The sequence below is a fragment of the Brucepastera parasyntrophica genome, from assembly GCF_022376835.1.
GTDB classification, from domain to species: Bacteria; Spirochaetota; Spirochaetia; order Treponematales; family Treponemataceae; genus Brucepastera; species Brucepastera parasyntrophica.
The window spans coordinates 779,575-803,111 of record NZ_CP084606.1 but is presented as its reverse complement, the minus strand read 5'-3'; the positions used below and the strand labels follow the sequence as shown (position 1 = coordinate 803,111).

The following is a 23,537-nucleotide window of genomic DNA, read 5'->3' as shown; positions in this document are numbered from 1 at the left end:
AGAAAATGTTCCTTACTATTACAATTAAAATATGATATACCTGTATAATGCATTACTGCAGCTGGAGAACGAAGCCGTTTTATTCCCGTCTTCATTAGGAATGACGAAAATTCCAAGGTGTATAAATAGCTATGAATTTACTTTTGCCGGGTTACTTAAAGAACATACTTGCTATAATAATTATTCTGTTTTCCCTTGTGGGGATAGCTATCGGACGCATTCCACGTTTCAGGATGAACCGGGCCACTATAGCGTTTTCAGGCGCCGCGTTTCTCGTTGCAATCGGAGTTCTCTCTTTTAATGATGCCGCAGCCGCAATAGATTTGGGGACCCTCATCCTTATTCTGTCAATGATGATTATTACGGCCAATCTGAAACTCTCCGGTTTTTTTGAGCTCGCGGGAATGTCCCTTTTCAAAACGGTCCGCCGGCCTAAAGTTTTTCTTCTTTATGTAATGTCGGCGTCCGCGGTCCTGTCCGCGTTTTTTCTGAATGATACCATTTGCATAATGCTTACTCCTCTCGTAACATCCCTTTGTCTCAGGGCAAAACGCAATCCGGTTCCCTATTTGATAGGGCTTGCCCTTGCCGCGAATATCGGGTCGGCCGCGACTATTATAGGCAATCCGCAGAATATGCTTATAGGTTCGTCAAGCGGCATTCCGTTTTTACGCTTTTTGTCGCGCATGGCTGTTCCTTCAATAGCGGGTGTCGCCGCGGCCTATGGTATTGTGCTTGTCTGTTTTCGGGGGATTTCCGGTCCGGCATACCGGCGGCCGCAGATCCGGAACAATTGCAGAAAGCCGTCGGGGCCTCTGATGAGACAGCCCTTTCCGGCGGCCGGAAAAATGCTTCCCTTATGGTACCGGTATACAAGCCCCTTTTGTATAAAAGTATTTTCGCGATGGCCGTTATGACCCTTGCCTGTATTTTCAATTTTCCCGTAGCGGCTGCTGCTATGCTTGGAGCCGCGATTCTGCTGATTACGCGAAGGATCAGGCCTGAAAAAGTTTTCGCCGAACTTGACTGGTCAATCATTGTTTTTTTTGCGGGTCTTTTTGTAATAACCGATGCCGTTTCACGGACATCTGTCTTTGCTTTTTTTGTCGAACATGGGAGTTCCGTTGTCGGACAGAATATGGTCCGGTTTTCTGTTTTTACGGCTATTCTTTCAAATCTTGTTTCCAATGTTCCCGCTGTGATGCTGCTGAAACCTCTTACCGGATGGTTCGCCGATGCCGAACAGGCATGGCTCGTTATGGCTATGGCCAGTACCTTCGCCGGTAATTTGACACTTCTTGGCTCCGTTGCAAATTTGATAGTTGCCGAAACCGCAAAACGGTACGGGGTTGAGATTAAATTCAGTACCTATCTGAAGGCCGGAATTCCGGTGACGCTCGTAACTCTTGTTATCGGAATACTCTGGCTGCTGTTTACGAAATAAATAATGCCTTTCCCGGAAAAATGAGTATATTATAAATAGTATATCCGGGTTTCCGGATAATTATTTCGAGAGGCATTGATGATTAATAATCAGTGGTATGCCGTTTTGCCTTCATCAAAGGTGAAGCGGGGATCTATTATTTCAGCGAAACGGCTGAGCATGAATCTTGTTTTTTTCGGACCAAATCAGGGGTGCTTTCCTGTGCAGAGGACAGATGCGCACACAGGGGCGCGGCCCTGTGTATCGGTAAGCTGCAGGGAGAATGCATCCAGTGTCCTTTTCACGGAATACAATATGATACGGAAGGGAAAGGTACTTTTGTGCCTGCTCTCGGAAAATCTTCCGCCGCCGATCTGGGCAGATTTCATCTTATCTTCCACAGAACAAAAGAGGAATTCGGCATTATTTATTTGTGGTTCGGCGAAGGAGAGCCGGATAAGGCCATACCCTTTTTCCGTGATGAACTTGATGGTTCGGTTGTGTATTCCGAACTGGAAGATTGCTGGAACGCCTTTTATTCACGCTGTGTTGAAAACCAGCTGGATGTTATTCATCTTCCTTTTGTGCATTATAATACAATCGGCCGCGGCAATAAGACTCTGGTTAACGGTCCCAAAGTTTTATTCGAACACGAAACAATTATTACGAGCGCGAATAACGAAGTTGACAGAGGGCAAACCCCAAAAACTGCGGAAGAATCAGTTATCAGGGAAACCTACCTCAAATTTATTTTTCCGAACCTCTGGATGAACCATATAAGCGAAAAGTTCCGTGTTGTTATTTTTTTTGCTCCTGTCGATGAATCCCGTACGGTTTTATATATACGCTTTTACAGCAGCCTTTCCCGGTTTAAATGTATAAACAGGATTATTGCAATATTCGGCCGTATTGGAAACCGCATAATTGAACGCCAGGACCGGCGGGTGGTTATTACACAGAAGCTGAAAGTTTCAGAATACCATTCAAATGAAAAACTCCTGCCGGGTGACCGTCCTGTCATATTATACAGAAGACTGCGTGATGAATTAAAACAGCAAAACGCGGCAGCCGGCAGTTAATTCGGTTCTGCTGTTGGAATTTGCAATCTGAAACCAAAAATATCCTTTCAGAAAAACCGGAAAAAGTTGATATTGGCGCCGGTTATTCTTATATTTAAAATACTGCCGGTTTGCTAAAGATTCATTTTTTTCTTTCGCGGTTTACGGTTTCTTTGCAGATTAGCAGATTATCTGGGCTGACAGCAAAAATACGGAGGTAATAATATGAATAACACACAGCTTGAACGCATGCATTCCGGAAAGGGATTCATTGCGGCCCTGGATCAGAGCGGGGGAAGCAGCCCCGATGCACTCGAACGTTACGGAGTACACCGGGACCAGTATTCAAACGAAGATGAAATGTTTGACCGCATTCATGAAATGCGTACGCGGGTTATTACAAGTCCTTCATTCTCTTCCGACCATATACTTGGAGCGATTCTGTTTGAAGGTACAATGGAACGGCAAATTAACGGCAAGCCGACGGCCGCGTTCCTCTGGGAAAACAAGGGGGTTGTTCCCTTTTTGAAAATTGATCAGGGAATGGAAGCCGAGCAGAACGGAGTCCGTCTGATGAAGCCGATTCCGAAACTTGACGAATTGTTAAAGCGCGCGCTCACTTACGGAATTTTCGGGACAAAAATGAGATCGTTTATTACAGACGCGAATCAGGACGGCATACGGGAGATTGTCCGGCAGCAGTTTGATTATGCCCTGCAGATTGCGGACGCGGGCCTCGTTCCGATCATTGAACCTGAAGTTGACATCAGGAGTAAAAACAAAAAGGAATCCGAAGAAATACTTCTGAAAGCCCTGGAAGACGCCCTGCAGCCGCTGGACAGCAGCATTAAACTTATTTTCAAGCTGTCCCTGCCTTCAGTTCCCGGATATTATGCGCCGCTCATGAAAGACCCCCGCGTTGTCCGTGTAGTTGCGCTATCAGGCGGGTACAGCAGGGATGAAGCGGACAAACTGCTCTTCCTGAACCATGGGATGATAGCGAGTTTTTCGCGGGCTCTCCTGGACGGATTAACCGCGCAGATGAGCGATGAGGAATTTAACAAGATCCTTGGCCAGACAATCCAATCGATCTATAATGCTTCAATTACCTGATACTGTGTCTGAGATATACAGGCCGGCCCCGTACTGTTTTGGCGCGGGGATCGGTCCTCTTCCGGAGAAAGAGTTTCCCTGTAAATACCGGAGAGGACTGTTTGCAGTTTTTAAAGTGTATAGCAGCTATACACTTTATTATTTGTTTACAAAAGCCATAATGAATGCCATACTGATGTAACACGGATAATAGTATTCAGGAGTAAAACATGAGCAAAAAGATTCTGATAATTTCGGGAAGTCCGAGAAAAAACGGAAATTCGGAGCTGTTGTGCGGACGCTTTGCCTCCGGCGCGGAAGAAGCAGGCAATCAGGTTGAAACAGTTTTTCTCCGGGAAAAAACAATAGGATACTGCCTTGCGTGTGACGGCTGCCAGAGAAACGGCGGTACCTGTGTCCGTAATGATGATATGGCTGATGTGCTTGGAAAAATGAAGTCAGCCGACGTGATTGTAATGGCTACTCCGGTATATTTTTATACGATGGACGCCCAGATGAAGACCGTAATAGACAGAACATATGCCGGATCTGTGGATGTCAAGGACAAGGACTTTTATTTTATAGTCACTGCCGCGGAAAACCGGCAGGCCATGCTTGAACGCACTATTGAAGGTTTCAGGGGATTTACTTCCTGCCTGAACGGGGCAACGGAAAAGGGCATTGTGTATGGAATCGGCGCATGGAAGTCCGGCGATATAAAGGAAAGTCCGGCCATGCAGGACGCGTTTGAACTCGGACAGTCGGTATAAGTTTTTTTTTCGCGATAATACCAGGGAATGTTCCGCCGGCTTGCCGCAGACTTACTGTTTTTCCTGCGTACTTCTGCCGTCTTTTTGCCTGCTCAGGGTCCCTGCGGTCATTTCAGCCCAGCTGTAATTTACCATATACTCATCATGAAAACTTTCTATAGTATGCGGGTCTCCCTTTATAAAGTTATAGTAATCGCATTCCACGCTGTCAGGTATTACGGATAAACTGTTGTGCTGCCGTCTTATTATATCTCCCGCTCCTGCCTCATTCAGCGCCCGGATCATTTCAGAAATCAGAATCTGGAGATATATCTGCGTGTTACGGTTATACTCCCGTTCCTCCCATAAAACTGTAGCCAGTTCCTTTTTTGTCACTGTCGCGCCCCGCCTGTCCACAAGATAGGCAAGAACTTCTTTCGCCTTATTTCTGTGGAATACTACCGGCGTGTCATGCATAAATATTTCAAAGTTTCCGAAGGTTTGTATCCGGACAGGCTTGTTGTTTTCCGACTCGGGAATATGACGCAGTTCTTTCAGTTCTTTTTTTACTGCCTCAGCCGATACCGGTTTACACACATATCCGCTGGCTCGAAGGTTAAGGGCATCTAAAGTATAGTCCGTATAACCGGTCACAAAAATAATATTTATTTTTGGATGGAGGTTTTTCAGTTCCTCGGCCAGGGATACCCCGTCCATATCTCCCATTCTGATATCCAGAAAGGCCACATCCACCTTTGAGTTTTGTGCATGGTAGAGCGCTTCCAGTGGATTGGAAAAAGCGGAAAGGGAACAATCCGGCATTCCTTCCCGTATGGCACCGGTCAGAACATTCAGGGATGGGCGTTCGTCGTCTACAGCAATGATATACATTTCAGCTCATATCTCCTTTTGGAATTGTTATTAATACGGTTGTACCTTTTCCCGGCGTGCTTTGAATATCAAGAGTCCCGGCGCACATGAGAGCAAGCCGCTGTCTGACGTTTTCAATACCGATATGGACTCTGCCGTCCTTTTCCGTCATGGGAGGGTCAAATCCTACTCCATTGTCCGCGACAGTAATCAGAAAGGCAGAGACTGTTTCATCCGTTTGTATACGGATAGTGCCTCCCGCGCTTCGGGTGGTAATTCCATGAAGGACCGCGTTTTCCACGATCGGCTGCAGCGATAGAGAAGGAACGGAGAAATTTCTTACCGTAATGGCATATTCCACCTGGAGCCGTTCCTCAAAACGTTTTTTTTCCAGTTCCAGATATACTTCCGTATGCTTCAGTTCATCGTTGAAGGGGACCGGTTTACTGTTAGACAGAGAGTCCAGGTTAGTCCGGAGGTAACTGGAAAAATCGAGTATGGTTTGCCGGGCCTGCTGCGGATTGGTCGTACACAGACTGCTTATTACGGTCAGCGTATTATACAGAAAATGCGGCTGTATCTGCGACAGCATAATGGCCGTTCTGCTTTGGGCAAGTTCCAGTTCTCTCTGCTTGAGCTGTTTTTCCTGTTCCTGGTGGATATTTACATAAATCAGGAGAACGGAAAACATACAAGCTGAGTTTTCCAGCATGAGGTAGGGGAAAAAAATTCCGATTATAAGTGAGATCGCAGGCAGGATACCATAGGAAAGATATGTCCATGTATCTCTTTTTGTCAGGGATTTTCTGGAGCACAGAATCAGTATCATTACCAGAATCTGCTGTATGAAAGAAATACCGGGAAAAAGAAAATACCATTCTCCCCAGTAATATACGTTGTTTTTATCAATGGAATAAAACATTCCGTTAAAAATATTTATGGTGGTCAGGAAGATTGATATGGCGCAAAGAAAAAAAACTATACGAATAATTATATTGTTCTTGAGTTTTGCTTTCACCGATATACCGAATGCCAGATAGGCCATAAAAAATGCATAAGCCAAAGGGCTGGTCAAAAAAGTAAGAAAATTTCCTGTTACCGAGATCCAGCGCGCACCCGGTTTTGTATCAAAGGCCCATGCTGCCGCATCGCTCAATGTCGCAATTATGAAAAGGGCAAGGCCGATAAGAAAAAGATATTCCTGCGTTGTTCGCTTTTTCTTGCCCATCAAAGAAATAATCAGTATGATAAAAATCATACTGTTCCCAAGTTCCATGGTTATATTGACTGCTGTAATTACTTCTTCCGACAACTGTATTTTCCCGAGGCGTTTTCCGGCACCTGTGAGGAACACCTTTTTCCTTCTATATCAATAGAACCTGTTCCAACACAGAAATAGTTCTAAAAAGTCATGGTTGTATTATACTTGATTGTGTATAACAGATATATAACAAACGTGACCCCGAAGAGTAACATTTGACGATAGAGGTTTATTATTGGCATATTAGTCTATGCGGTATTGGTTTTTTTCGCAATGCTGCGCTGAACCGGAACAAATTTTATAAATTGCGGAGACCCGGAGGGCGAATTTTCTTGTGTGAAAAAAAAACCCGCGGAATTTTCCGCGGTTCAATAGTTTCAGGAAATATCCGGATCTAATACAGATACAAAGACTTCATCAGATCCGTATCTACATCGAGGACAGTTTCCAGAAAGTTTTTTACGCTTCCGTGGTCGGCAATAATCTGATCAATTCCCGCTTTTAAATATGACTCGCGTACTTCAAACATGGGCCTGAACTGGGGGTGTTCCTCAATATTCCGCGCGTATTTTTCCGCCAGATAGATATTGGACAAAAGGTAATCCTGAATGACGGTATCTTCATCCACATCGAGGGAAAAAAGAATAAGGGCAGCCGCCATTCCCGTCCGGTCTTTTCCGGCGGAGCAGTGGAACATGAGCGGCGCATCTTCCCCGCTCTGCAGAAGCCGGAAAAAAGTCCGGTATTGCTCCAGACAGACACTGTCGGTTACAAAAAGCCGGTTCATTTCAATCATGAAACCTTCCATTTCCTCCGGAGTGTATTCTGTCATGGCCTGTCCCGCGGTCAGGTTGCCCGGAGAAATTGAAAGCTGCACCCGTCCGGCAGATTGCGGCAGCAGGTCCGGCTGGGCGTCAATTTCAGACTGGGAGCGGAAGTCCACTACTGTCCGTATCGGTATGGATTCAAGATAGGTCAAATCTTCCGGGGTGAGTGTCCCCATTTCATCCGAGCGGAATATTTTTCCCCACTTCACATATTTTCCGTTTTTTGACCGGTATCCGCCCAAATCCCTGAAATTATAGCCGCCTGTCATCGGCAGATGCTGTTCCGCCAGAATGGCTTTACCTTCTTTGGCGTTCAATTGAAAATAGCTGCGGGTGGCCGCGGGCACATCCAGCTCATAAATACCGAGTCCTTCGCCTTTGAGCAGCGGAGCGCTGAAATCAATTTCCTCCACTGTTTCTCCTGAATACAGCTCAAACGGGCCGGTGAGGTCTGTGACAAATGCGGCCTTTTTTGTCTGTTTGTCTCTGATAATTGTTGCTTTTCCGGCAAGATCTTCACCGCTGAATTCCGGTTTATTGCTCATTGTCTTTTTATTTTCGCACGATGAAAATACACACAAACAAATGGCAAAAAATAAGATGAATTTTTTCATGCGTTTTTCTTTTCTCCTTTAGGCGCAATGCTCCGATCGGCAGCACAGTTATGTGAAATAAAATTCCATATTAAATCTATCATGGTTTTATATTCTTGTCACTCTTTCTTTTGCGGAGGGCTGTTACAAAAGATCCCTGACTTCCAGCATATTTTCCCAGTACCGTTTGGGCATGTGAGTCATACGGCAGCGGGGGTTTCCCCTGTTTTCTACAGCCACTGTATTATAAAAACGTTTCCATAAGGCCTGATATTTGAGTTCCTGTTCGGAATCCCGGTAAAATTCGATGGTACTGTCCCAGAGAATCTCGCTTTTTCCGTTCCGGTACAGGAGGGCTACGCTATGGGTTTTGTCAAAGATTATAAAACTCTCTTCCCTGTACCTGAGGATAAAATGTTCCGCAATAAAAGGCAGTACAAAGTTTTTTGGCGTTATGGTGGAAACCAGGACGCCGTCCGCATCCGAAAACCTGATAAAACCCTTTAAAAGATGGGCCTCGCCGAGGAGATTTTTTTCAGCGGCCAGAAGGGGAGCCATTACGGGATCCCCGAGTTTGTAGAGAAGCTGTCGGCCTTCCCGGTACGCCCGCAGCAGGAAGCCGAGCAGTTTAATCTCCCTGTGTTCAAGTTCGCTCAGAAAAACAGCGATAACAAGTTCCATTGCGCGGTTTGAAAGTTTCGAGGGAATTGAGGAACGGACTCTCTCCGCCTTTTCACTGTCTGTGCTGATCTGTTTAACATCCCAGAGCCCCATGTCCTGATCTTTTCCGGTGTGTATATCAACTGGCATTTCACCCGAGTAAACGCTTTCGAATACACAGCACAAAAAACCCTGAAAACTTCCATCATAGATATATATTATATCAGCCGGAACCGCTAGAGGTTTTTTCGCAGACATAGTACGGTTTCCTCTACGGCTTCGGCGACGGAAGATACATCCTCCGCGGAAGGGAGTTTCTGTATACCGGGGTTCTCCTGAAACAGGGAAAGCTGTTCAGGGCCAAAGGAATAGACTTTTGGATCGATCAGGGCCCGGATCGCGGCCTCCCTGCCTGTTCCTGCGCCGGCTATCCAGTCGGCGGCGTTGATAAAATACTGTGCCCGTTTAAGGACGGTCCCCATGCGTTTAAGTTCAGCTATACCAAGCCTGCCGTTTTTTCTGGCGGTTACGATGCGCCGGGCGCTGGTGGGACCGATACCGGGTACCCGGAGAAGTTCGTCCAGACGAGCCCTGTTTACATCTACCGGAAACAGGTGCATATTGTTGATTGCCCAGTTGCATTTCGGGTCCAGATAGGGATTGAAATTGGGTGTTTCCGGAGTCAGTATCTCCTCTGCGCCAAAACCGTATTGCCTCAAAAGCCAGTCCGCCTGATACAGACGGTGCTCCCTGAGCAGGGGCGGTTTTGTATCCGGCGCAGGCAGGAGGCTGTGTTCTACCGCCGGGATATACGCGGAATAGAATACCCGCTTGAGGGAATATTTTTTATACATGGCCGAGGCGAGATTGAGGATCTGGTAATCAGTTTCCGGGCTAGCGCCTATAATCATCTGTGTCGCCTGCCCGGCGGGCGCGAATTTTGGGGCTTTTTTATAGATAACAAGCTCCTGCCTGCTTTGGGAACCTTCAATACTGATCTGCTGCATCGGGGCCAGGATCGCCTTTTTTTCCTTGTTCGGCGCCAGCTGTCTGAGGCTGCTCTCGCTGGGAAGTTCAATATTTACACTGAGACGGTCCGCCAGCAGACCAATGCGGTGCACCATATAAGGGGAAGCTCCGGGAATGACTTTTGCATGAACATAGCCCCAGAAATTATGCCTGTAGCGGAGAATCTCCAGGGCTTTAATCATCTGTTCCATAGTATAATCCGGGCTTTTGATTACCCCGCTGGAAAGAAAAAGCCCTTCTATGTAATTTCGCCGGTAGAACTCAATGGTAAGTTCCGCAAGCTCGGCGGGAGTAAAGGCTGTGCGCTGACAGTCATTGCTTACCCTGTTTACGCAGTAGGTACAGTCGTAAATGCAAAAGTTCGTCATCAGGACTTTGAGCAGGGTAACGCACCGTCCGTCCGCGGCAAAGGAATGACAGCATCCCGCCATGACAGTTTTTCCCGGACGGTCCGCACCAGAGGAAGTACAGGCGACATCGTATTTTGCGCTGTTTGTAAGAACCGTCAGCTTTTCCATCAAATCCATATCTTCTCTTTCCCTCTTCTATACCATGAAACAAAGCGCTGCCTTCGGTGTATTACCACCTGGTGTGGGTTTCCACGACCTTGCCGAAAATAATCAGCTGTTCCAGATCTGCCCCCTGAATGGTAATTGCCTTGTAAGTATCATTAAAGGGTTCCAGAATGACAGCGTCGTTTTTCCGGCGGTATTTTTTCAGAGTAGCCTCAGCCCCCTGATATATAAAAACACCCAGCTCGCCGTCCTGAAGAGTGGACTGAACTCTGATCAGGGCAAGATCGCCTTCCCGGATAAAAGGAGCCATAGAATCTCCCTTGACCACCAGATAACGGTATTGTTCCGGATCTTTTACTGCCGCCGGAGCTGTCCCCAGTTCTTCCTCGTCGGCAAGCCCTCCGTATCCAGCCTTGACGGAACCGATAATCCTGATCCCGGAGAAGGCCCCTGCGGGGAGCAGGGAATTTGTGATTCCCAGAAGGTAGTCGGAGCTGACATCGAAAAAGGCCGCGAGCCGGGTTATGGCCGCCGGTTCGGGGAGGGAAAGAGCAGCTTCCCATTTGGCGATTGCCTGCTGGGTTACACCTAACAACTTTGACAGATCAACCTGGGTGAGTTTTCGTTTTTTGCGGAGTTCTTTCAGTCTTATTGAGAGCATTATGGTAATCTCCTTATATCAGAATACAACTATAAGTTGTATTTGTAAAGAGATCGATGTCCGTTTTTATAGATTATTATGTATTTTGTCCGGACTGATTATATTTTATTTACGTTTTTTTGCCTGTCCCGCCGGATTTTTTCCATCAGTCTGAGTCCGTAATATGTGATAAACACATAGAGGCCCAGGATCGCAAGGAAGTCCAGAAAGAACAGTACCGGCGGTTTGTCGTAATCCCAGAAGGAAAAGACATTCCGGGCAAAGAGGTTTGTCCCCATTTCCCGGACGGCCGAGGCATATATCCCATAGACAGCAACGCAGGCGGCGGCTATCCGGGCGGCAATGACCGCGGCTTTACCCGGTTTCAGCTTTGCGGCGGCAAACCGTACCAGGCTGTGCCAGTGGAAACCCAGGTGGATGGCCATAAGTACAAAGCTCCAGTAGGCGGAAGCGAGGTGGAACCGCCGGGCCCACATATCCCCCGGATACCCATAAAGGCAAAGAGATGCCGGGAAACCGCAACTGCGCTTGCCACAAGACACACGAGGGCCGCCAGAAACAGAAGATTCACCGCGGTGTGGAGCCGCCGCCCGGGGGTATACCGCCCCTTCAGCAGCGCCCCGTACCACCGGCGGTTCAGGATATTGTGGACAATGGTCAACAGGAACAGAGCCGCCCCGAGGATTTCATGGACAAGGGTATCCGCCACATGGTAGGACATGAGCACAAAGAAGAGTACTGTCATGGTCATATCCACGGCAACGCGGATTACCTTATTCAGTGTCACCGGATGAGACCGTTTTTCCGCAGCCACTGCTCCACATCCCTGCGGGACGACCCTGCGCTGTTGCCCCGGATGGCCAGACCTTCTTTTACCGTTGCTCCGGGAGCGAGTTGGGCAATGAGGGCTTCACTGCTTCCCATCCGGCTCCCTTCGTGAACGCAGTAGGGTACAATGGTCTTCCCCGAAAAATCATGGGATTCCAGAAAATGGGCCACCGGCATGGGCAGCGTCCCCCACCAGTTGGGATATCCCAGGATGATGGTATTGTAGCTGTCCAGGTTTTCTATCCGGGAGGCAAGAGCGGGCCGGGCGTTTTCCCTCTGTTCCCGCCGCGCCACATCGGTGGTCTCCCGGTAATTCCTGGGATAGGGGTCCACCGTAATAATCTGGAACATGTCCGCCCCGCTTGCGTCTTTAATGATATTGGCCACGGTGATGGCGTCTCCCGGCGAAAGGCTTGCGGAGGACACCGCGTCGGTGTCATTGCTTCCGATGGAACTGCCGTGGCGGGAAAAGTACACCACAAGGATATTGTTTGAATTGCTACTTTGACGGTTCTGTCCCTGGACAGCGGCCAGAGCGAGCGCCAGTAATATAAATACCGCGATAATTTTGTGTTTCATGATAACTCCTGTAAAAAATTCCGGGGACAGAGCCGCAATCTGAACTGCAAACCCGGCTTCCGGTTCACTATTCCTTCATATATTTTTCCCAGAACCGGACCGCGTCGTTGAGCCAGCCTTCGGCGGCGGTGCCTGTTCCCAGGCCGAACCCGTGGCCGGTATCCGGGTATATATGAAACTCCGTATCAATTCCCGCGTCCGCCATGGCCCGCACCCGGCGTTCCATGACCGCGGGATTCGCAATTCCGTCCCGCTCTCCCGCCACCGTAAACGTAGGCGGATCATCCTTTGAAAAAGCGGAATGGCCCGTGTAGGCGATGACAAGCGCCGCGGGTTTCGGCAGACTGCCGCCGCCGTACCGGGCGGCGCCGTCGGTACCGATAACGGCGGCCATCCGCGCCCCTGCGGAACCGCCCCAGAGGGAATAATCCTCCGTACCCACTCCCAGGGATTTGGCGTTGGCAAATATCCATGAGAGCGCCGCCGCAAGATCTTCCGCGGCGCGCTGCTGCCCTCCCGTCCTGTACGTTATGACAAAGGCGTTGTATCCCTTCGCGCCGATTTCCGCGGCAAGGGGAAACCCTTCATGCAATGAACCGACATAGGAAAACCCGCCGCCGGGACATATGACGGCAAAAGGCGCGCCTGGTTTTCCCCGGAAGAAAAACAGCCCCGTATCGGCTTTGGCGGAGTCGTCCCGTTTTTCCGCGTCCGTATAGATATCGTAAAATATGGTCACGCCTTCATTTACATCGTCAATCATGCGGTTGAGCGCGCCCGTAACAACGCGGGGGTCAACATAATTATGGTAGGGCATGAGGGAACCGACGCGCGCGATGGGGACGCCTGAATAGTCCCTCCCTGCCCGGGGCATGAGACGCTCTCCGAAACCTTCAAAGGCCGGATGGGAAATAATATCCGTGACCATACTGTCTGCGGAGATATGCGCATGCCCTTTGTCCGCGTTGTCCCGCATCCCGTTTCCTCCGGCGGCTGTAATGCCCGCCGACGCTATCAGCGTAAAAACCAAAATTCCGGCAGTTTTCAGAACCGTTTTCTTTACCATATAATATCCACCACCATGCCGCACACCCAGGCGAAAACAATGGAAAATACAATATACAGAATAAACCGCCGCATCCCCAGGACAATCTTCATGGCCCCCAGGTTGGTAATTTTCGTTGCCGGGCCGGTAATCATAAAGGCGGCGGCGGAACCCAGACTCATGCCGCTGGACAGCCATCCCGCGATCAGCGGAATAGTCCCGCCCCCGCAGGCGTACAGCGGTACTCCGATGGTTGCGGCCATGAGCACCCCGAAGCCCCTGTTGTTCCCGAAGAGTTTTTCCACCACAGAGGCGGGGACATAGCGCTGGAACAGGGCTGAAAGTACAATGCCTATGAGAAAATAAATTCCCGTGGCCCTGATGTTCCGCCAGATATTTTTAAGCAGCCGGAGCACGGGATTGGGGTCCGTGTCCCGGGTCGCGGATTCCCCGAAGCCGGAAAAGTTGAAAAAACTCTTGTTCCTGTAAAAGAGCCGCACCAGCAGCCCCGCGGCAATGCCGCAGAGAAAGCAGGTAACCAGACGGATAAGGAGCACCGTGGTCCCCAGGGAGGCGCTGTAGATGAGCAGCTGGGGGTTCAGGAGAATGGAACTCATCATGAAGGCCGCCAGCCAGTCGTCCTTGACCCCTTTTTCGGAAAAGGAGGCGGCGATGGGAATGGTTCCGTACATGCACAGGGGCGAGGCGATGCCGATGAGGCTCGCGGGCACCACGCCCAGAACACCCAGCCGTTTTCCCTGGAGCGCTCCCAGGAGGGCGTGGATTTTCTCTTTTCCGAAGACGGATATCACCGACCCGATGAGAATCCCCAGTGCCCAGTAGGGAAAGACCTGCTGAAACTGGACGGTGAAGTAGTACCAGAAGTAAACCCACTCGCGCCTGAGGACTTCAAACATCTGCCGCCCGCCTCAGTCCAGACTCACCAGTTCGTAGTCCAGGCTGCCCAGGCCTATGGCCGCGGCGTGGGTCACCGTGAGGATGCCGTTCCGGGACTCGATGCGTTCAATAAGGTCTTTTCCGTCCGGCGCGGCGTAGACCAAGTCTACACAGGCCTTGTCAAGGGCGACCGGGTCAAGCGACGCCAGGATGGCTATGTCTGCCATTGTGGGAGCCGCGGGATTGCTCGAACAGTCGCAGTCCACGGACAGGTGGTTCATCACATTGATGTATACAAAGTTTTCCGGCCCGCCGGCATTCACCACCGCCTGGGCCGCCTCGGCCATGGATTCAAGAAACGCGTTCTGCTCCCCGCCCCAGGGACTGGTGAGGCTCCTGCCGCCGGAGTGGATAAGGCTCTTTCCCCGGGAGGAGGCGTAGCCTATGGAAAGGTTCTTCAGCGCGCCGCCGAAGCCGCCCATGCCATGGCCCTTGAAGTGGGAGAGAACCATGTGGAAGTCGTAGTCACTGAAATGCGCGCCAACGAGATCTTCCGTGAGGTGTTTGCCGTTTGCCACAGGCAGGGGAATGTCCCCGTTTTCATCCAGAATGACCACAGGGGCAATGGCGGTAAAACCGTGGTCCCTTGCAACCTGGTAGTGCATGGCCGTTGCCGCCCGGCGTCCGCCGTAGGCGGTGTTTGCCTCAACGATGGTGCCGTCCACACTCTGGACAAGGTCTTTGATAAGGGCCGGGGCCAGGAAGTGTTTTCCTCCGGGCTCGCCCGTGCTGATTTTCACCGCCACTTTGCCGCCGGCGGCTTCCCGGCCCAGGGCTTCGTATACTGCCGCGAGTCCCGCGGGGCTGATGTCCGCGGTCATGTATACCAGGACTTTCTGCGCGCTGTCCGCGGCCCCGGCGGGGACGCTGCTCACGGATATTACAGGCGCCGGTTCCTGCGCCTGAACAGCGTTTTTGCCGCTGCTGTTGCAGCCCGCCAGCACCATCAGTATTGCGAGTACATACAAAATCTTTTTCATAACATGCTCCTTTTCTGAGTGCCCTGATTATGTATAACCAGGGCGGAACCCAATGACGGTGTTTTCCGTCAATCCTTTGTAGCGTTGATATAAAGTCCCGACAGCAGGGGAAGCAGAACTATCTGCAGGACCATGGCGATGATGCCGGGCCCCCAGGTTCCCCGGATGAATTCAAACGCGGGAACATTGACGCGGCCCAGAAGCAGCGCGATGCCCATGTACACAACCTTTCCCGCCAGAAGTCCGGCTGCTATCGCGCCGAATGAGGTGAGCCGCTTCTTGAGAATACCGCTCACAAAACCATAGACTATGAGTTCAGGAATCATCAGGGGAAGGGCCGCCGCCATGGGCATGCCGGATACAAAAAACGAAGCCGTCGGTACAAGGATACCCAGGAGCGCGCCCGAGAAGGGGCCGTAGGTCAGTCCCGCGAATAAAATCATCCAGTGCATGGGCTGGGCCGCAAGATAATTCAGTCCCAGTTTGTGGGTGACCAGGGGAATGATCAGAGCCATTGTCAGAAATAAGCTCTGCCCCAGAACGGCCCTGGTGGTTTTCATTGATAATTGGGTATAGGCTATATCGCCTGCCAGCGTGGTAGTCATAGAGACCTCCTGTAATTTTTTCCGTATGCGTTTTTAAACCGCTTCTTGATCATGAAAGAATAATACTCCATGGGATTCACCTCAGGTCAAGGCAATCCGGAATTTCTTCATAAAGAATTCACAATTCGGTATGCTCAGGGACGGTAAACCAGAATACCGTCCGGCCGTCCCGGCACTCCACGCCGTAGTCCATGCCGTGGGCCCTGAGGATGGTGCTTACAATGGAAAGGCCGATCCCCGTTCCCTGGCGGCGTCCGCCCTGGTGCTGGCTACGCTGGTACCGCTCCCAGATGAGGTTCCTGTCTTCTTCCGGGATGGGGTCGCCGGGGTTGGCTATGGCGGCCTTCCAGCCTCCGCCGTGTTCCGTGACGGTGACCGTGATAATGTCTCCGTCGGCGGTATGGTTGATTGCGTTGTACAATAAATTGCGGATGACCTGGCTGATTTTCAGCGCGTCCACAAAAACCTGGCTTTCGCTTTCCGGGCTTTCCAGACTGACCCGGATACGGTGTACAGCCGCTGTTTTGCCGCAGCGGAGAATTTCCGACTCCACAATTTCCCAGAGACTGTACCATTCCTTTTTCAGGCTGATGTATCCCGCTTGGAACTGGGAATAGTCCATGATGTCGCTCACCATCTCGCTCATCCTCCGGGCTTCCTGGATGATGAGATTCAGATCGGCGTTCCGCTTGTCTTCATCCTTCCAGTTGATGTCCCTGACCATCTCGGCGTAGCCCGTGATAAGCGCCAGAGGGGAACGGAGTTCGTGCGACACGTTTGCGATCACCTCCTGCCGGAGCACGTCCACCCGCTGAAGGGCTTTCCCCAGTTCCTCCACCGAATCGGAAAGCCGGCCTATTTCGTCCCGAAGCGTAATATTGGGAGCGGCGGTCAAATCGCCCTTTGCGAGGCTGTCCACCGTGTCCTTGATGACCCGGATGGGCCTGACAAAGCGCCAGGTCAGGAACGCCGCGAGGAGCGCCGCAAGCACGGCAAGAATAATGCTCAGCACCGTGAGCTGGCCCCTGTTGATGCGGAGTACCGTGTACATTTCATAGAGGGAGCGGTGGAGAATCACAAAGGCCGGTTCCCCGGCGTAGGTTGCGGGAATTCCCATCTCAAAAGCCATGATACGGGAATCCGCCATACGGAACACCTTCTGGTAGGATTCACCCCTGAGGAGCTGGGGAATTCTTCGCTCCGCTGTACCATGGGCCAGACAAGGGTTTCGTTTTCCGCCGCGGCAAGGTCTATGGGATGCCCGTAGGTGTACATGGCAAGGAGCTGGCCCCGGCGTTGACCAGCATAATCTTGCCGCTGGATGACTTGCTGAGGTAGGGGAGGAGTTTATCGTTCACGGCCAGGTCCTCTGTCCTGAGGTCCTCCATCACCGGTTCCAGCCTGTTCTGGACTTCCGCGATGGTGGCGTTTACGTAGTTCCGTTCCAGCAGAAAAATCTGGGCCACCCACATGAAGACCACGCTGAGCAGCACCAGGGCCATCATGAATGCCCAGAGACGGAGAACCATACCGGAACGGAAGGCCGGTTTTTCAGGTTTCTTCATGATATTCAAATTTGTATTCCACCCCCAGACGGTCTGGATCAGGTTCCTGTACGGCCCGAGCTGTTCCCGGAGGGATTTTATATGGGTATCCACCGTGCGGGTGTCCCCGAAGTAATTGTATTCCCAGACTTTTTCCAGAAGCTGTTCCCTTGTGAGGACCAGCCGCTCGTTTTGGGCGAGGATGAGGAGAAGATCGAATTCCTTTGGGGTCAGGTTCAGGGCCCGCTCCCCGGCATGGACTGTCCGGGCGCCGGGACTGATGCGGAGTTCACCGGCGCGGATTTCCTCATCCGCCCCGGCTCTGCTCCGTTTGAGCACCGCGTTCACCCGGGCCATGAGTTCCCGCGGACTGAAAGGTTTGACCACATAGTCGTCCACTCCCAGGTTGAAACCCAGGAGTTTGTCTCCTTCCTCTCCCCGGGAGGTAAGCATAATCACGGGAATCCTGCTGTACCTGCGGATTTCCCCCAGGGTCTCAAAACCGTCGATGCCGGGCATCATAATATCCAGTATCACCAGATCGAAATTATCGGCCCTGATTTTTTCCAGCGCTTCCTTTCCTGAACCGGCTTCGGCGCACTGGAGGCCTTCCAGCTCTGTATAGGTGAGTACCAGTTTGCGGATATGGATGTCGTCGTCCACGATAAGCAGTTTAGCCATAAGTGCTTCTTCTATAAAAAATAAAAAGTACGTTCCGCGGCTTTCATACCGCGAAACCCCAGGACTTGTGCGTTGGACCGAAGGTCTGTACACAAGTCAAGTATAGCGCGGCTACACCATGAGGGAAACCATTTTTCATAAATCTTACAATTCTTTCACAAATCCCTCACAAAACCGGCGGAGATTTATGATACCAATAGAAGTACAGGGCGTATGCCTTTGATGGAAAAAACAGTAAGGAGTAAATATGAAAAAGAAAACACCGCTGATTATACTGACGGTTCTGGCGGTTTCCGCGGGACTCCATGCCGGAGGAAGGACGGAAGCTCCGGCAGGCGGAATGCCTCCGGTATATTGGGAGGAACAGAATATGAAACAGACAATCTCCGGCCCGTGGAGCAATCCCGCGCGTCCCGGCCCTGCGGAAAATTTTACGGGCAATGTGATGGTGGAGACAGTATATCTCCCCGAATCGCCTTCCATTCAATACGGAAGTTATGTGCATTTTGAGGCCGGAGCCCGGAGCGCCTGGCACACTCACGAGTCTGGGCAGATTCTGGTTGTGGTTTCCGGTACCTGCTGGACCCGGGAACGGGGAGGCCGGAAACAGATAGCGCTGCCCGGGGATGTGATTCACTGCCCTCCGGGGATAACCCACTGGCACGGCGCGTCGCCGGACGGGGCCATGACCCATATCGCCCTGGGTGAGGCGGGCGGATCCGGCGGACTGACATGGCTTGAGAAGGTGAGTGACGCCGACTACATGGGGAGCGGAACCGGCGGGGCGGAAAACCAGAAAGTCATCCGGCTTGGAGACGGAGAGTCCAGACGGAATCCCGAAGAAAACTTTACCGGCGCGGTATTCCTGGAATCGGCCTTTTCCGCAATGTCACCATCTCTTCTCTCCGGATCATTTGTGAGTTTTGAACCCGGCGCCCGGAGCGCCTGGCATACCCACGGCTCCGGCCAGACCCTCATTGTTACCTCAGGCATCTGCTGGACTCAGGAACTGGCCGGCCGCCGCTCCGAAGTCAGGGCCGGCGGAATTGTCCGCTGTCCTCCCGGAGTGACCCACTGGCACGGAGCCTCCCCCGGCGCGGCCATGACCCACCTTGCTATCGGGGAATCCATTCCGGGAGCGGAGTTTGCCTGGCTTGAAAAGGTGAGCGACGCCGAATACCTGGGCGGAGTACTGGAACCGGAACAGTCCCATGACCGCCTGAGTAAGCGGCAACGGAGTATTGTGTCCATTGCCGCCTGTACCACACGGGGCGACCTTGAAAGACTGAAAACTTCCATTAATACCGGTCTCGACGCGGGGCTTACCGTAAATGAAGTCACCGAGATACTCACCCAGCTCTATGCCTACTCAGGATTTCCCCGGAGTCTCAATGCTCTGGGAAACTTAAGCGCGGTACTTGAAGAACGCAAGGCGAGGGGCATTACCGATGTACAGGGCAGGGAAGCCCGGCCCCTTCCGACGGAGATTGACAAGGATAGCTACGGAGCGAATGTCCGGGCCCAACTGACCGGCATGCCTATAGTAAGCGGCGGCCCATCAACTGCCATAGACAGTTTCCTCAAGGAACATCTCTTCGCGGATATTTTTGCGAGGGACATTCTGGATTACCAGAGCCGGGAGCTTGCCACAGTCGGGGGCCTTTCGGGACTTGATGGGGTGAACCCCCAGCTCCGGTCGCACATGAACATCGCCCTGAACACAGGTATCACTGAATCCCAGCTGCGGGAAGTGACCGCGGTGATACGGGAGACTCTGGGCAAACAGGTTGGAGACAATGCTGCTTCCGTGCTCGGCGAAGTCCTTGCGCAGCGGAACTGATACAGTCAATACTTTAGACAAGGAGACATGATATGAATTATGTAACATTGCATAACGGCGTCAAAATGCCTGTCCTCGGTTTCGGGGTATACCAGATAGAAGACGCGGCTCAGTGCGAACAGGCCGTGTACGATGCGCTCATGGCTGGATACCGCTCCATTGATACCGCCGCGGCATATATGAATGAAACCGCCGTAGGCAAAGCTATAAAGAGGAGCGGAATCCCAAGGGACGAACTGTTTATTACTACCAAACTCTGGATACAGGACCAGGGATACGATAAGGCCAAAAAAGCCTTTGCCAAATCACTCACAAAACTTGAGCTGGATTATCTTGATCTCTATCTTATCCACCAGCCCTTCGGGGATTACTACGGTTCCTGGCGGGCCATGGAGGAGCTGTACAGGGAAGGCAGTATCAGGGCAATCGGGGTAAGCAATTTCTATCCCGACCGTCTGGTGGACCTCATCGCCCACAATGAAATAGCTCCCATGGTGAATCAGGTGGAAACCCATCCTTTTAACCAGCAGATTGAAAGTTCAAAACTGATGAAGGAAAACCGGGTGCAGATTGAATCCTGGGGCCCTTTCGCGGAGGGGAAAAACAATATTTTTACTAATGAGGCGCTTTCAGCAATCGGCGCGAAATACAATAAGTCTGTCGCCCAGGTGATTCTCCGGTGGCTCATACAGCGGAATGTCGTGGCGATTCCGAAGTCCGTACACAAGGAACGGATTATCGAAAACTTCTCTGTCTTCGACTTTGAACTGACCCGGGAAGACATGGAAAAAATCGCCGCCCTGGATACCGGAGAGAGCCTCTTCTTCTCCCACCAGAATCCGGAGATGGTTAAATGGCTCGGTACCGCGAAGTTTGATATTTAGGTTTCACGGGCGGTGCAGTATCCATACCGCCCGTACAGGAACAGGTTAGTCATGTGAATGGTTTCCTGCAAAGGAATCACCGGCGCCGGCGGCGTTTGTTCCGGTCCCGGTTTATCCGGCGGAGCGCCTCGCGTTCCTGATCCCCGGCTTTCCTTTTTTCCTTTCTGCTGTCACGCAGATACTCCCGCTGCAGCTCTCTGAAGGCGTTTCTGGATTTTGACGTGTTTCTGGCCTGCTCCTTTATGCGTTTCTGTTTTTTCTCCCTGATCTTTATGCAGGAAGCCAGCAGGGGAACTGTAGCATAGATGTTCAGATAAAAATGAAGAAGATCGGTATTTGAGGGTTCGGGGCCGAACACATACCTTCCCAGGAACAGCGTTCCGTCCCGGCTTTCCTTTTCAATCAGCGCGGACCAGAACTGCCCGTCAAAAAAAACTGTTGTAACAACATTGTCCATTCTTTTTCTCCCGGGATACATTTTTCCCGGGGCAAAAACGGACATCTTTTAGCAAAGAAGGTTACTTGGCGGAACTGCCGGACTTCGGCCTGTGCGGAAATTCCACTGTCCGGACTACCCGCCGGACCTGTGTTTTTTTTCTGCCCTTAACTGTGAATATGTTTTATCATCTTCCGGACTATGCCGGCGGGAATATCCTATACCGGCGGATGGGGCATGTCAATCCCGAAAAGCAGACCTTTCCGCATCTCCTTGGCAGTTTTCCGCGAAATGCCCGCGGCCACACAGGGAAGGCTGCCTGCCCCGACTCCGGGGCGGGCGTCGCTGCGGGGACATCCGCTGTGCTCAGGAACAATGGATATTTTGTACTCCTAAATCAGTTTGTCCGCCGCTGCGGTATCCTGGGCCTTTTTCATGTCCCGCAAACACTGACGCACAAACCTGCTGTTAGACTCCCTTATGGTATTGAAAGCAATCTTTCTTTCCCTTTCTGTTGTACCGGAAAATTGCCGCAGCCGCCGCAATATCAGCCGAAACAGATTTGGCCGTGATAGATTATGCGTTCCCTGCGCCTGACAAAGGTTAACTGAAAATGACTTACAGAATGAAGTATCCAAGTACAAGTTCCGTATTGACAGCATACCTTGTCAATATTATTATAGTCTTAAAAAATAACGGTATATTTTTCGGACTAAATTTGCTGACTGAATTTCCGTGGAGGATGACACCATGAGGCATCTCACATTACAGGAACAGACATCCATGATTCTGGACGGCTGGCATATTATCGATAAACTGTATGAGGAATACGCAAAATCACTGGGGCTGACGTATATAGGTCTCAGCGTTTTGAACGCAATCTATGGAATGCCTGAAAATTGCACGCAAAAGGCCATCTGCGAGAGAACCCATTTGCCGAAACAAAGCGTAAATGGCATTATCCGTTCGCTGTGGGAACAGGGTTATGTTAAAATGAAGGAGACAGATTCCGACAGGCGTAATAAGATTATCCGGTTCAGTAAATCAGGCAGGGACTACGCGGACCGTACCATAGGACGGCTTCTGAAAAAAGAAGAAAAAGTTGTGGCGCAATTAACCTACAGGGAACGGCAAATTATGATCGGATTTCTGGAAAAAACAGGAAACAGTATTGAAGAATGCATACAGGCCGGACAAAGCGGCCGGAAGGTTTTAAAGGAGGTCTGAAGTGCAAAATCCGGGTAAAGGATTATATAAACGGTTATTGATACGATGTAGCCTTGCGGTTATTGCGGTTCTTTTTCTTGTTTTTATTTTTCCAAGGGCGATTAATGTTTTTCTGCCGTTCATCATAGCTTTTTTTGTTGCCGCGCTTCTCAATCCTCTGGTAAACAAGGTCAATCAGAAATTAAAAATTCCGAGACGGATTATCGCACTTGTTCTGGATCTCCTGGTTTTTCTCCTGATAGCTTCCCTGATCGGTTGGCTGGTATACGCTGTTATCAATGAAGCTATTTCGTTTGCTACCGGCATTCAGACGAACTGGAGCGACATCGTTGCCAGGATTGACAGTCTGTCGGATAGTTTTGACTGGCTGAAGGAAAAGCTTCCTCCGCAGGCAGTTGAAATTCTGGAAGGCTTTGAAGAGAGTATTGCCGTATTCATTCAGAACACCAGCAAAAACCTGCTGCGCTCTGTTATGTCGGCAACCACCACCCTTACAACAAAAACGGGAAGCTTTCTTACCGGCTTTATCATGGCTATTCTGGCAGCGTATTTTATTATTGCGGATTATAACCGCATGTCAGCAGGGATAAAAAAACATATCGGACAGAGGGCAAGCAACTATATTTCCATACTGAAATCAGCTGTGATAAACGCTTTGGGCAGGTATCTCAAATCACAGCTGCTTCTTGCCCTGACAGCCTTTCTCTTTATGTTCGCTGCCCTGGGAATATACGGCCAGCCCTACGCGCTGCTCATTGCCCTGTTTCTCGGAATTGTTGATCTCCTGCCGATTATCGGTACCATTGCCATACTGGTACCATGGGGAATTATTGAGATAATCGTCGGAAGTTTCAGCAAGGGAATTTTCCTGATTGTTATCGGGGTGTCTTTTTTTCTGATCAGAAAGGTGATTGAGCCGAAAATTGTAGGCAGCCAGACCGGACTGCATCCGTTAGCCGCCTTAATGAGTATTTATGTTGGACTCCGGTTATCGGGTGTCTGGGGAGCAGTATTAGGTCCTGTCGTTTTGATGCTGATTATCAGTATAGCCAAATCGGGGATTTTTAATAGTACGGTCATGGATTTGAAAATACTCGCCGCGAGAATTTCGAGGGTTCTGAACAAAAGGTCCGGAGAAAAAACGGAATCGTAGTTTCATTTCTTGATTATATAACTGGCTGACCAGCAGGTAA

At 50.7% G+C, this 23,537-nt stretch carries 25 protein-coding genes; 9 read left to right on the top strand and 16 right to left on the bottom strand.

Translation table 11 applies throughout. The features are described 5' to 3' along the window. Nucleotides 1-131 precede the first annotated feature (131 nt). The 5 genes from K7I13_RS03925 to K7I13_RS03905 all read left to right on the top strand — a co-directional run bounded on the left by K7I13_RS03925 (nt 132) and on the right by K7I13_RS03905 (nt 4,343). Nucleotides 132-917: an ArsB/NhaD family transporter gene (locus K7I13_RS03925; RefSeq protein ID WP_255948147.1), complete on the top strand. Its 786-nt coding sequence runs from the start codon at nt 132-134 to the stop codon at nt 915-917. Further along, nucleotides 905-1,444, top strand: coding sequence for an SLC13 family permease (locus K7I13_RS03920; protein WP_255948145.1), 540 nt, complete (start codon nt 905-907; stop codon nt 1,442-1,444). The genes K7I13_RS03925 and K7I13_RS03920 overlap by 13 nt, the downstream gene beginning before the upstream one ends. Nucleotides 1,445-1,635: 191 nt before the next feature. Then, the gene (locus K7I13_RS03915) at nt 1,636-2,502 is read left to right on the top strand and encodes a Rieske 2Fe-2S domain-containing protein (RefSeq protein WP_255948135.1); all 867 of its coding nucleotides are present in this window, start codon (nt 1,636-1,638) and stop codon (nt 2,500-2,502) included. A gap of 204 nt (nt 2,503-2,706) precedes the next feature. Continuing rightward, the gene (locus K7I13_RS03910) at nt 2,707-3,594 is read left to right on the top strand and encodes a fructose bisphosphate aldolase (RefSeq protein ID WP_255948133.1); all 888 of its coding nucleotides are present in this window, start codon (nt 2,707-2,709) and stop codon (nt 3,592-3,594) included. Nucleotides 3,595-3,803: 209 nt separating this feature from the next. Beyond that, nucleotides 3,804-4,343, top strand: a complete 540-nt coding sequence (locus K7I13_RS03905; protein ID WP_255948131.1) for a flavodoxin family protein — start codon at nt 3,804-3,806, stop codon at nt 4,341-4,343. Nucleotides 4,344-4,394: 51 nt separating this feature from the next. Here the strand turns inward: K7I13_RS03905 and K7I13_RS03900 are convergent, their stop codons facing one another. The 15 genes from K7I13_RS03900 to K7I13_RS03830 form a co-directional block, all read right to left on the bottom strand. Then, nucleotides 4,395-5,213 (bottom strand): response regulator, encoded by an 819-nt coding sequence (locus K7I13_RS03900; protein ID WP_255948129.1) that lies wholly within the window; start codon nt 5,211-5,213, stop codon nt 4,395-4,397. Between the two features lies 1 nt (nt 5,214). After that, nucleotides 5,215-6,546, bottom strand: coding sequence for a sensor histidine kinase (locus tag K7I13_RS03895; RefSeq protein ID WP_255948127.1), 1,332 nt, complete (start codon nt 6,544-6,546; stop codon nt 5,215-5,217). A 301-nt stretch (nt 6,547-6,847) separates the two neighbouring features. Further along, on the bottom strand, nt 6,848-7,894 hold the full coding sequence (locus K7I13_RS03890) for a tyrosine-protein phosphatase (RefSeq protein ID WP_255948125.1): 1,047 nt from the start codon (nt 7,892-7,894) through the stop codon (nt 6,848-6,850). A gap of 123 nt (nt 7,895-8,017) precedes the next feature. Continuing rightward, entirely contained in the window at nt 8,018-8,791 is a 774-nt protein-coding gene (locus K7I13_RS03885; protein WP_255948123.1) for a TIGR03915 family putative DNA repair protein, read from the bottom strand. Continuing rightward, complete coding sequence (locus K7I13_RS03880) at nt 8,770-10,089, bottom strand: putative DNA modification/repair radical SAM protein (RefSeq protein ID WP_255948121.1); 1,320 nt, start codon at nt 10,087-10,089, stop codon at nt 8,770-8,772. Before K7I13_RS03880 ends, K7I13_RS03885 begins: the two co-directional genes overlap by 22 nt. Before the next feature lie 52 nt (nt 10,090-10,141). Beyond that, nucleotides 10,142-10,738 carry a LexA family protein gene (locus tag K7I13_RS03875; protein WP_255948119.1) on the bottom strand — a complete coding sequence of 199 codons (597 nt, stop codon included), beginning with the start codon at nt 10,736-10,738 and terminating at the stop codon, nt 10,142-10,144. Nucleotides 10,739-10,836: 98 nt separating this feature from the next. After that, complete coding sequence (locus K7I13_RS03870; RefSeq protein WP_255948117.1) at nt 10,837-11,163, bottom strand: hypothetical protein; 327 nt, start codon at nt 11,161-11,163, stop codon at nt 10,837-10,839. Further along, on the bottom strand, nt 11,103-11,525 hold the full coding sequence (locus tag K7I13_RS03865) for a hypothetical protein (RefSeq protein WP_255948115.1): 423 nt from the start codon (nt 11,523-11,525) through the stop codon (nt 11,103-11,105). The genes K7I13_RS03870 and K7I13_RS03865 overlap by 61 nt, the downstream gene beginning before the upstream one ends. Beyond that, nucleotides 11,522-12,145 (bottom strand): flavodoxin, encoded by a 624-nt coding sequence (locus tag K7I13_RS03860; protein WP_255948114.1) that lies wholly within the window; start codon nt 12,143-12,145, stop codon nt 11,522-11,524. The genes K7I13_RS03865 and K7I13_RS03860 overlap by 4 nt, the downstream gene beginning before the upstream one ends. Before the next feature lie 67 nt (nt 12,146-12,212). Next, nucleotides 12,213-13,211 (bottom strand): alpha/beta hydrolase, encoded by a 999-nt coding sequence (locus K7I13_RS03855; RefSeq protein ID WP_255948113.1) that lies wholly within the window; start codon nt 13,209-13,211, stop codon nt 12,213-12,215. Further along, nucleotides 13,205-14,107, bottom strand: coding sequence for a permease (locus K7I13_RS03850; protein WP_255948112.1), 903 nt, complete (start codon nt 14,105-14,107; stop codon nt 13,205-13,207). Before K7I13_RS03850 ends, K7I13_RS03855 begins: the two co-directional genes overlap by 7 nt. A 12-nt stretch (nt 14,108-14,119) precedes the next feature. Then, a complete protein-coding gene (locus K7I13_RS03845; protein WP_255948111.1) occupies nt 14,120-15,127 on the bottom strand; it encodes a DUF362 domain-containing protein in 1,008 nt (335 codons plus the stop codon). Nucleotides 15,128-15,195: 68 nt separating this feature from the next. After that, the gene (locus tag K7I13_RS03840; protein WP_255948110.1) at nt 15,196-15,732 is read right to left on the bottom strand and encodes an ECF transporter S component; all 537 of its coding nucleotides are present in this window, start codon (nt 15,730-15,732) and stop codon (nt 15,196-15,198) included. Nucleotides 15,733-15,850: 118 nt separating this feature from the next. Beyond that, nucleotides 15,851-16,879: a sensor histidine kinase gene (locus K7I13_RS03835; RefSeq protein WP_255948109.1), complete on the bottom strand. Its 1,029-nt coding sequence runs from the start codon at nt 16,877-16,879 to the stop codon at nt 15,851-15,853. Between the two features lie 103 nt (nt 16,880-16,982). After that, entirely contained in the window at nt 16,983-17,957 is a 975-nt protein-coding gene (locus K7I13_RS03830) for a response regulator transcription factor (protein ID WP_255948108.1), read from the bottom strand. A gap of 247 nt (nt 17,958-18,204) precedes the next feature. Here K7I13_RS03830 and K7I13_RS03825 point away from each other — a divergent pair, with 247 nt between their 5' ends. Then, nucleotides 18,205-19,797 carry a (R)-mandelonitrile lyase gene (locus K7I13_RS03825; RefSeq protein WP_255948107.1) on the top strand — a complete coding sequence of 531 codons (1,593 nt, stop codon included), beginning with the start codon at nt 18,205-18,207 and terminating at the stop codon, nt 19,795-19,797. Nucleotides 19,798-19,829: 32 nt separating this feature from the next. After that, a complete protein-coding gene (locus K7I13_RS03820) occupies nt 19,830-20,681 on the top strand; it encodes an aldo/keto reductase (RefSeq protein ID WP_255948106.1) in 852 nt (283 codons plus the stop codon). A gap of 76 nt (nt 20,682-20,757) precedes the next feature. Here the strand turns inward: K7I13_RS03820 and K7I13_RS03815 are convergent, their stop codons facing one another. After that, on the bottom strand, nt 20,758-21,138 hold the full coding sequence (locus tag K7I13_RS03815) for a DUF2992 family protein (RefSeq protein ID WP_255948105.1): 381 nt from the start codon (nt 21,136-21,138) through the stop codon (nt 20,758-20,760). 729 nt (nt 21,139-21,867) lie between these two features. On the opposite strand from K7I13_RS03815, the gene K7I13_RS03810 reads away from it, so the two are divergent. Next, complete coding sequence (locus tag K7I13_RS03810; RefSeq protein WP_255948103.1) at nt 21,868-22,344, top strand: MarR family winged helix-turn-helix transcriptional regulator; 477 nt, start codon at nt 21,868-21,870, stop codon at nt 22,342-22,344. Between the two features lie 37 nt (nt 22,345-22,381). Next, complete coding sequence (gene ytvI, locus K7I13_RS03805) at nt 22,382-23,497, top strand: sporulation integral membrane protein YtvI (RefSeq protein WP_255948101.1); 1,116 nt, start codon at nt 22,382-22,384, stop codon at nt 23,495-23,497. Nucleotides 23,498-23,537: the final 40 nt, after the last annotated feature.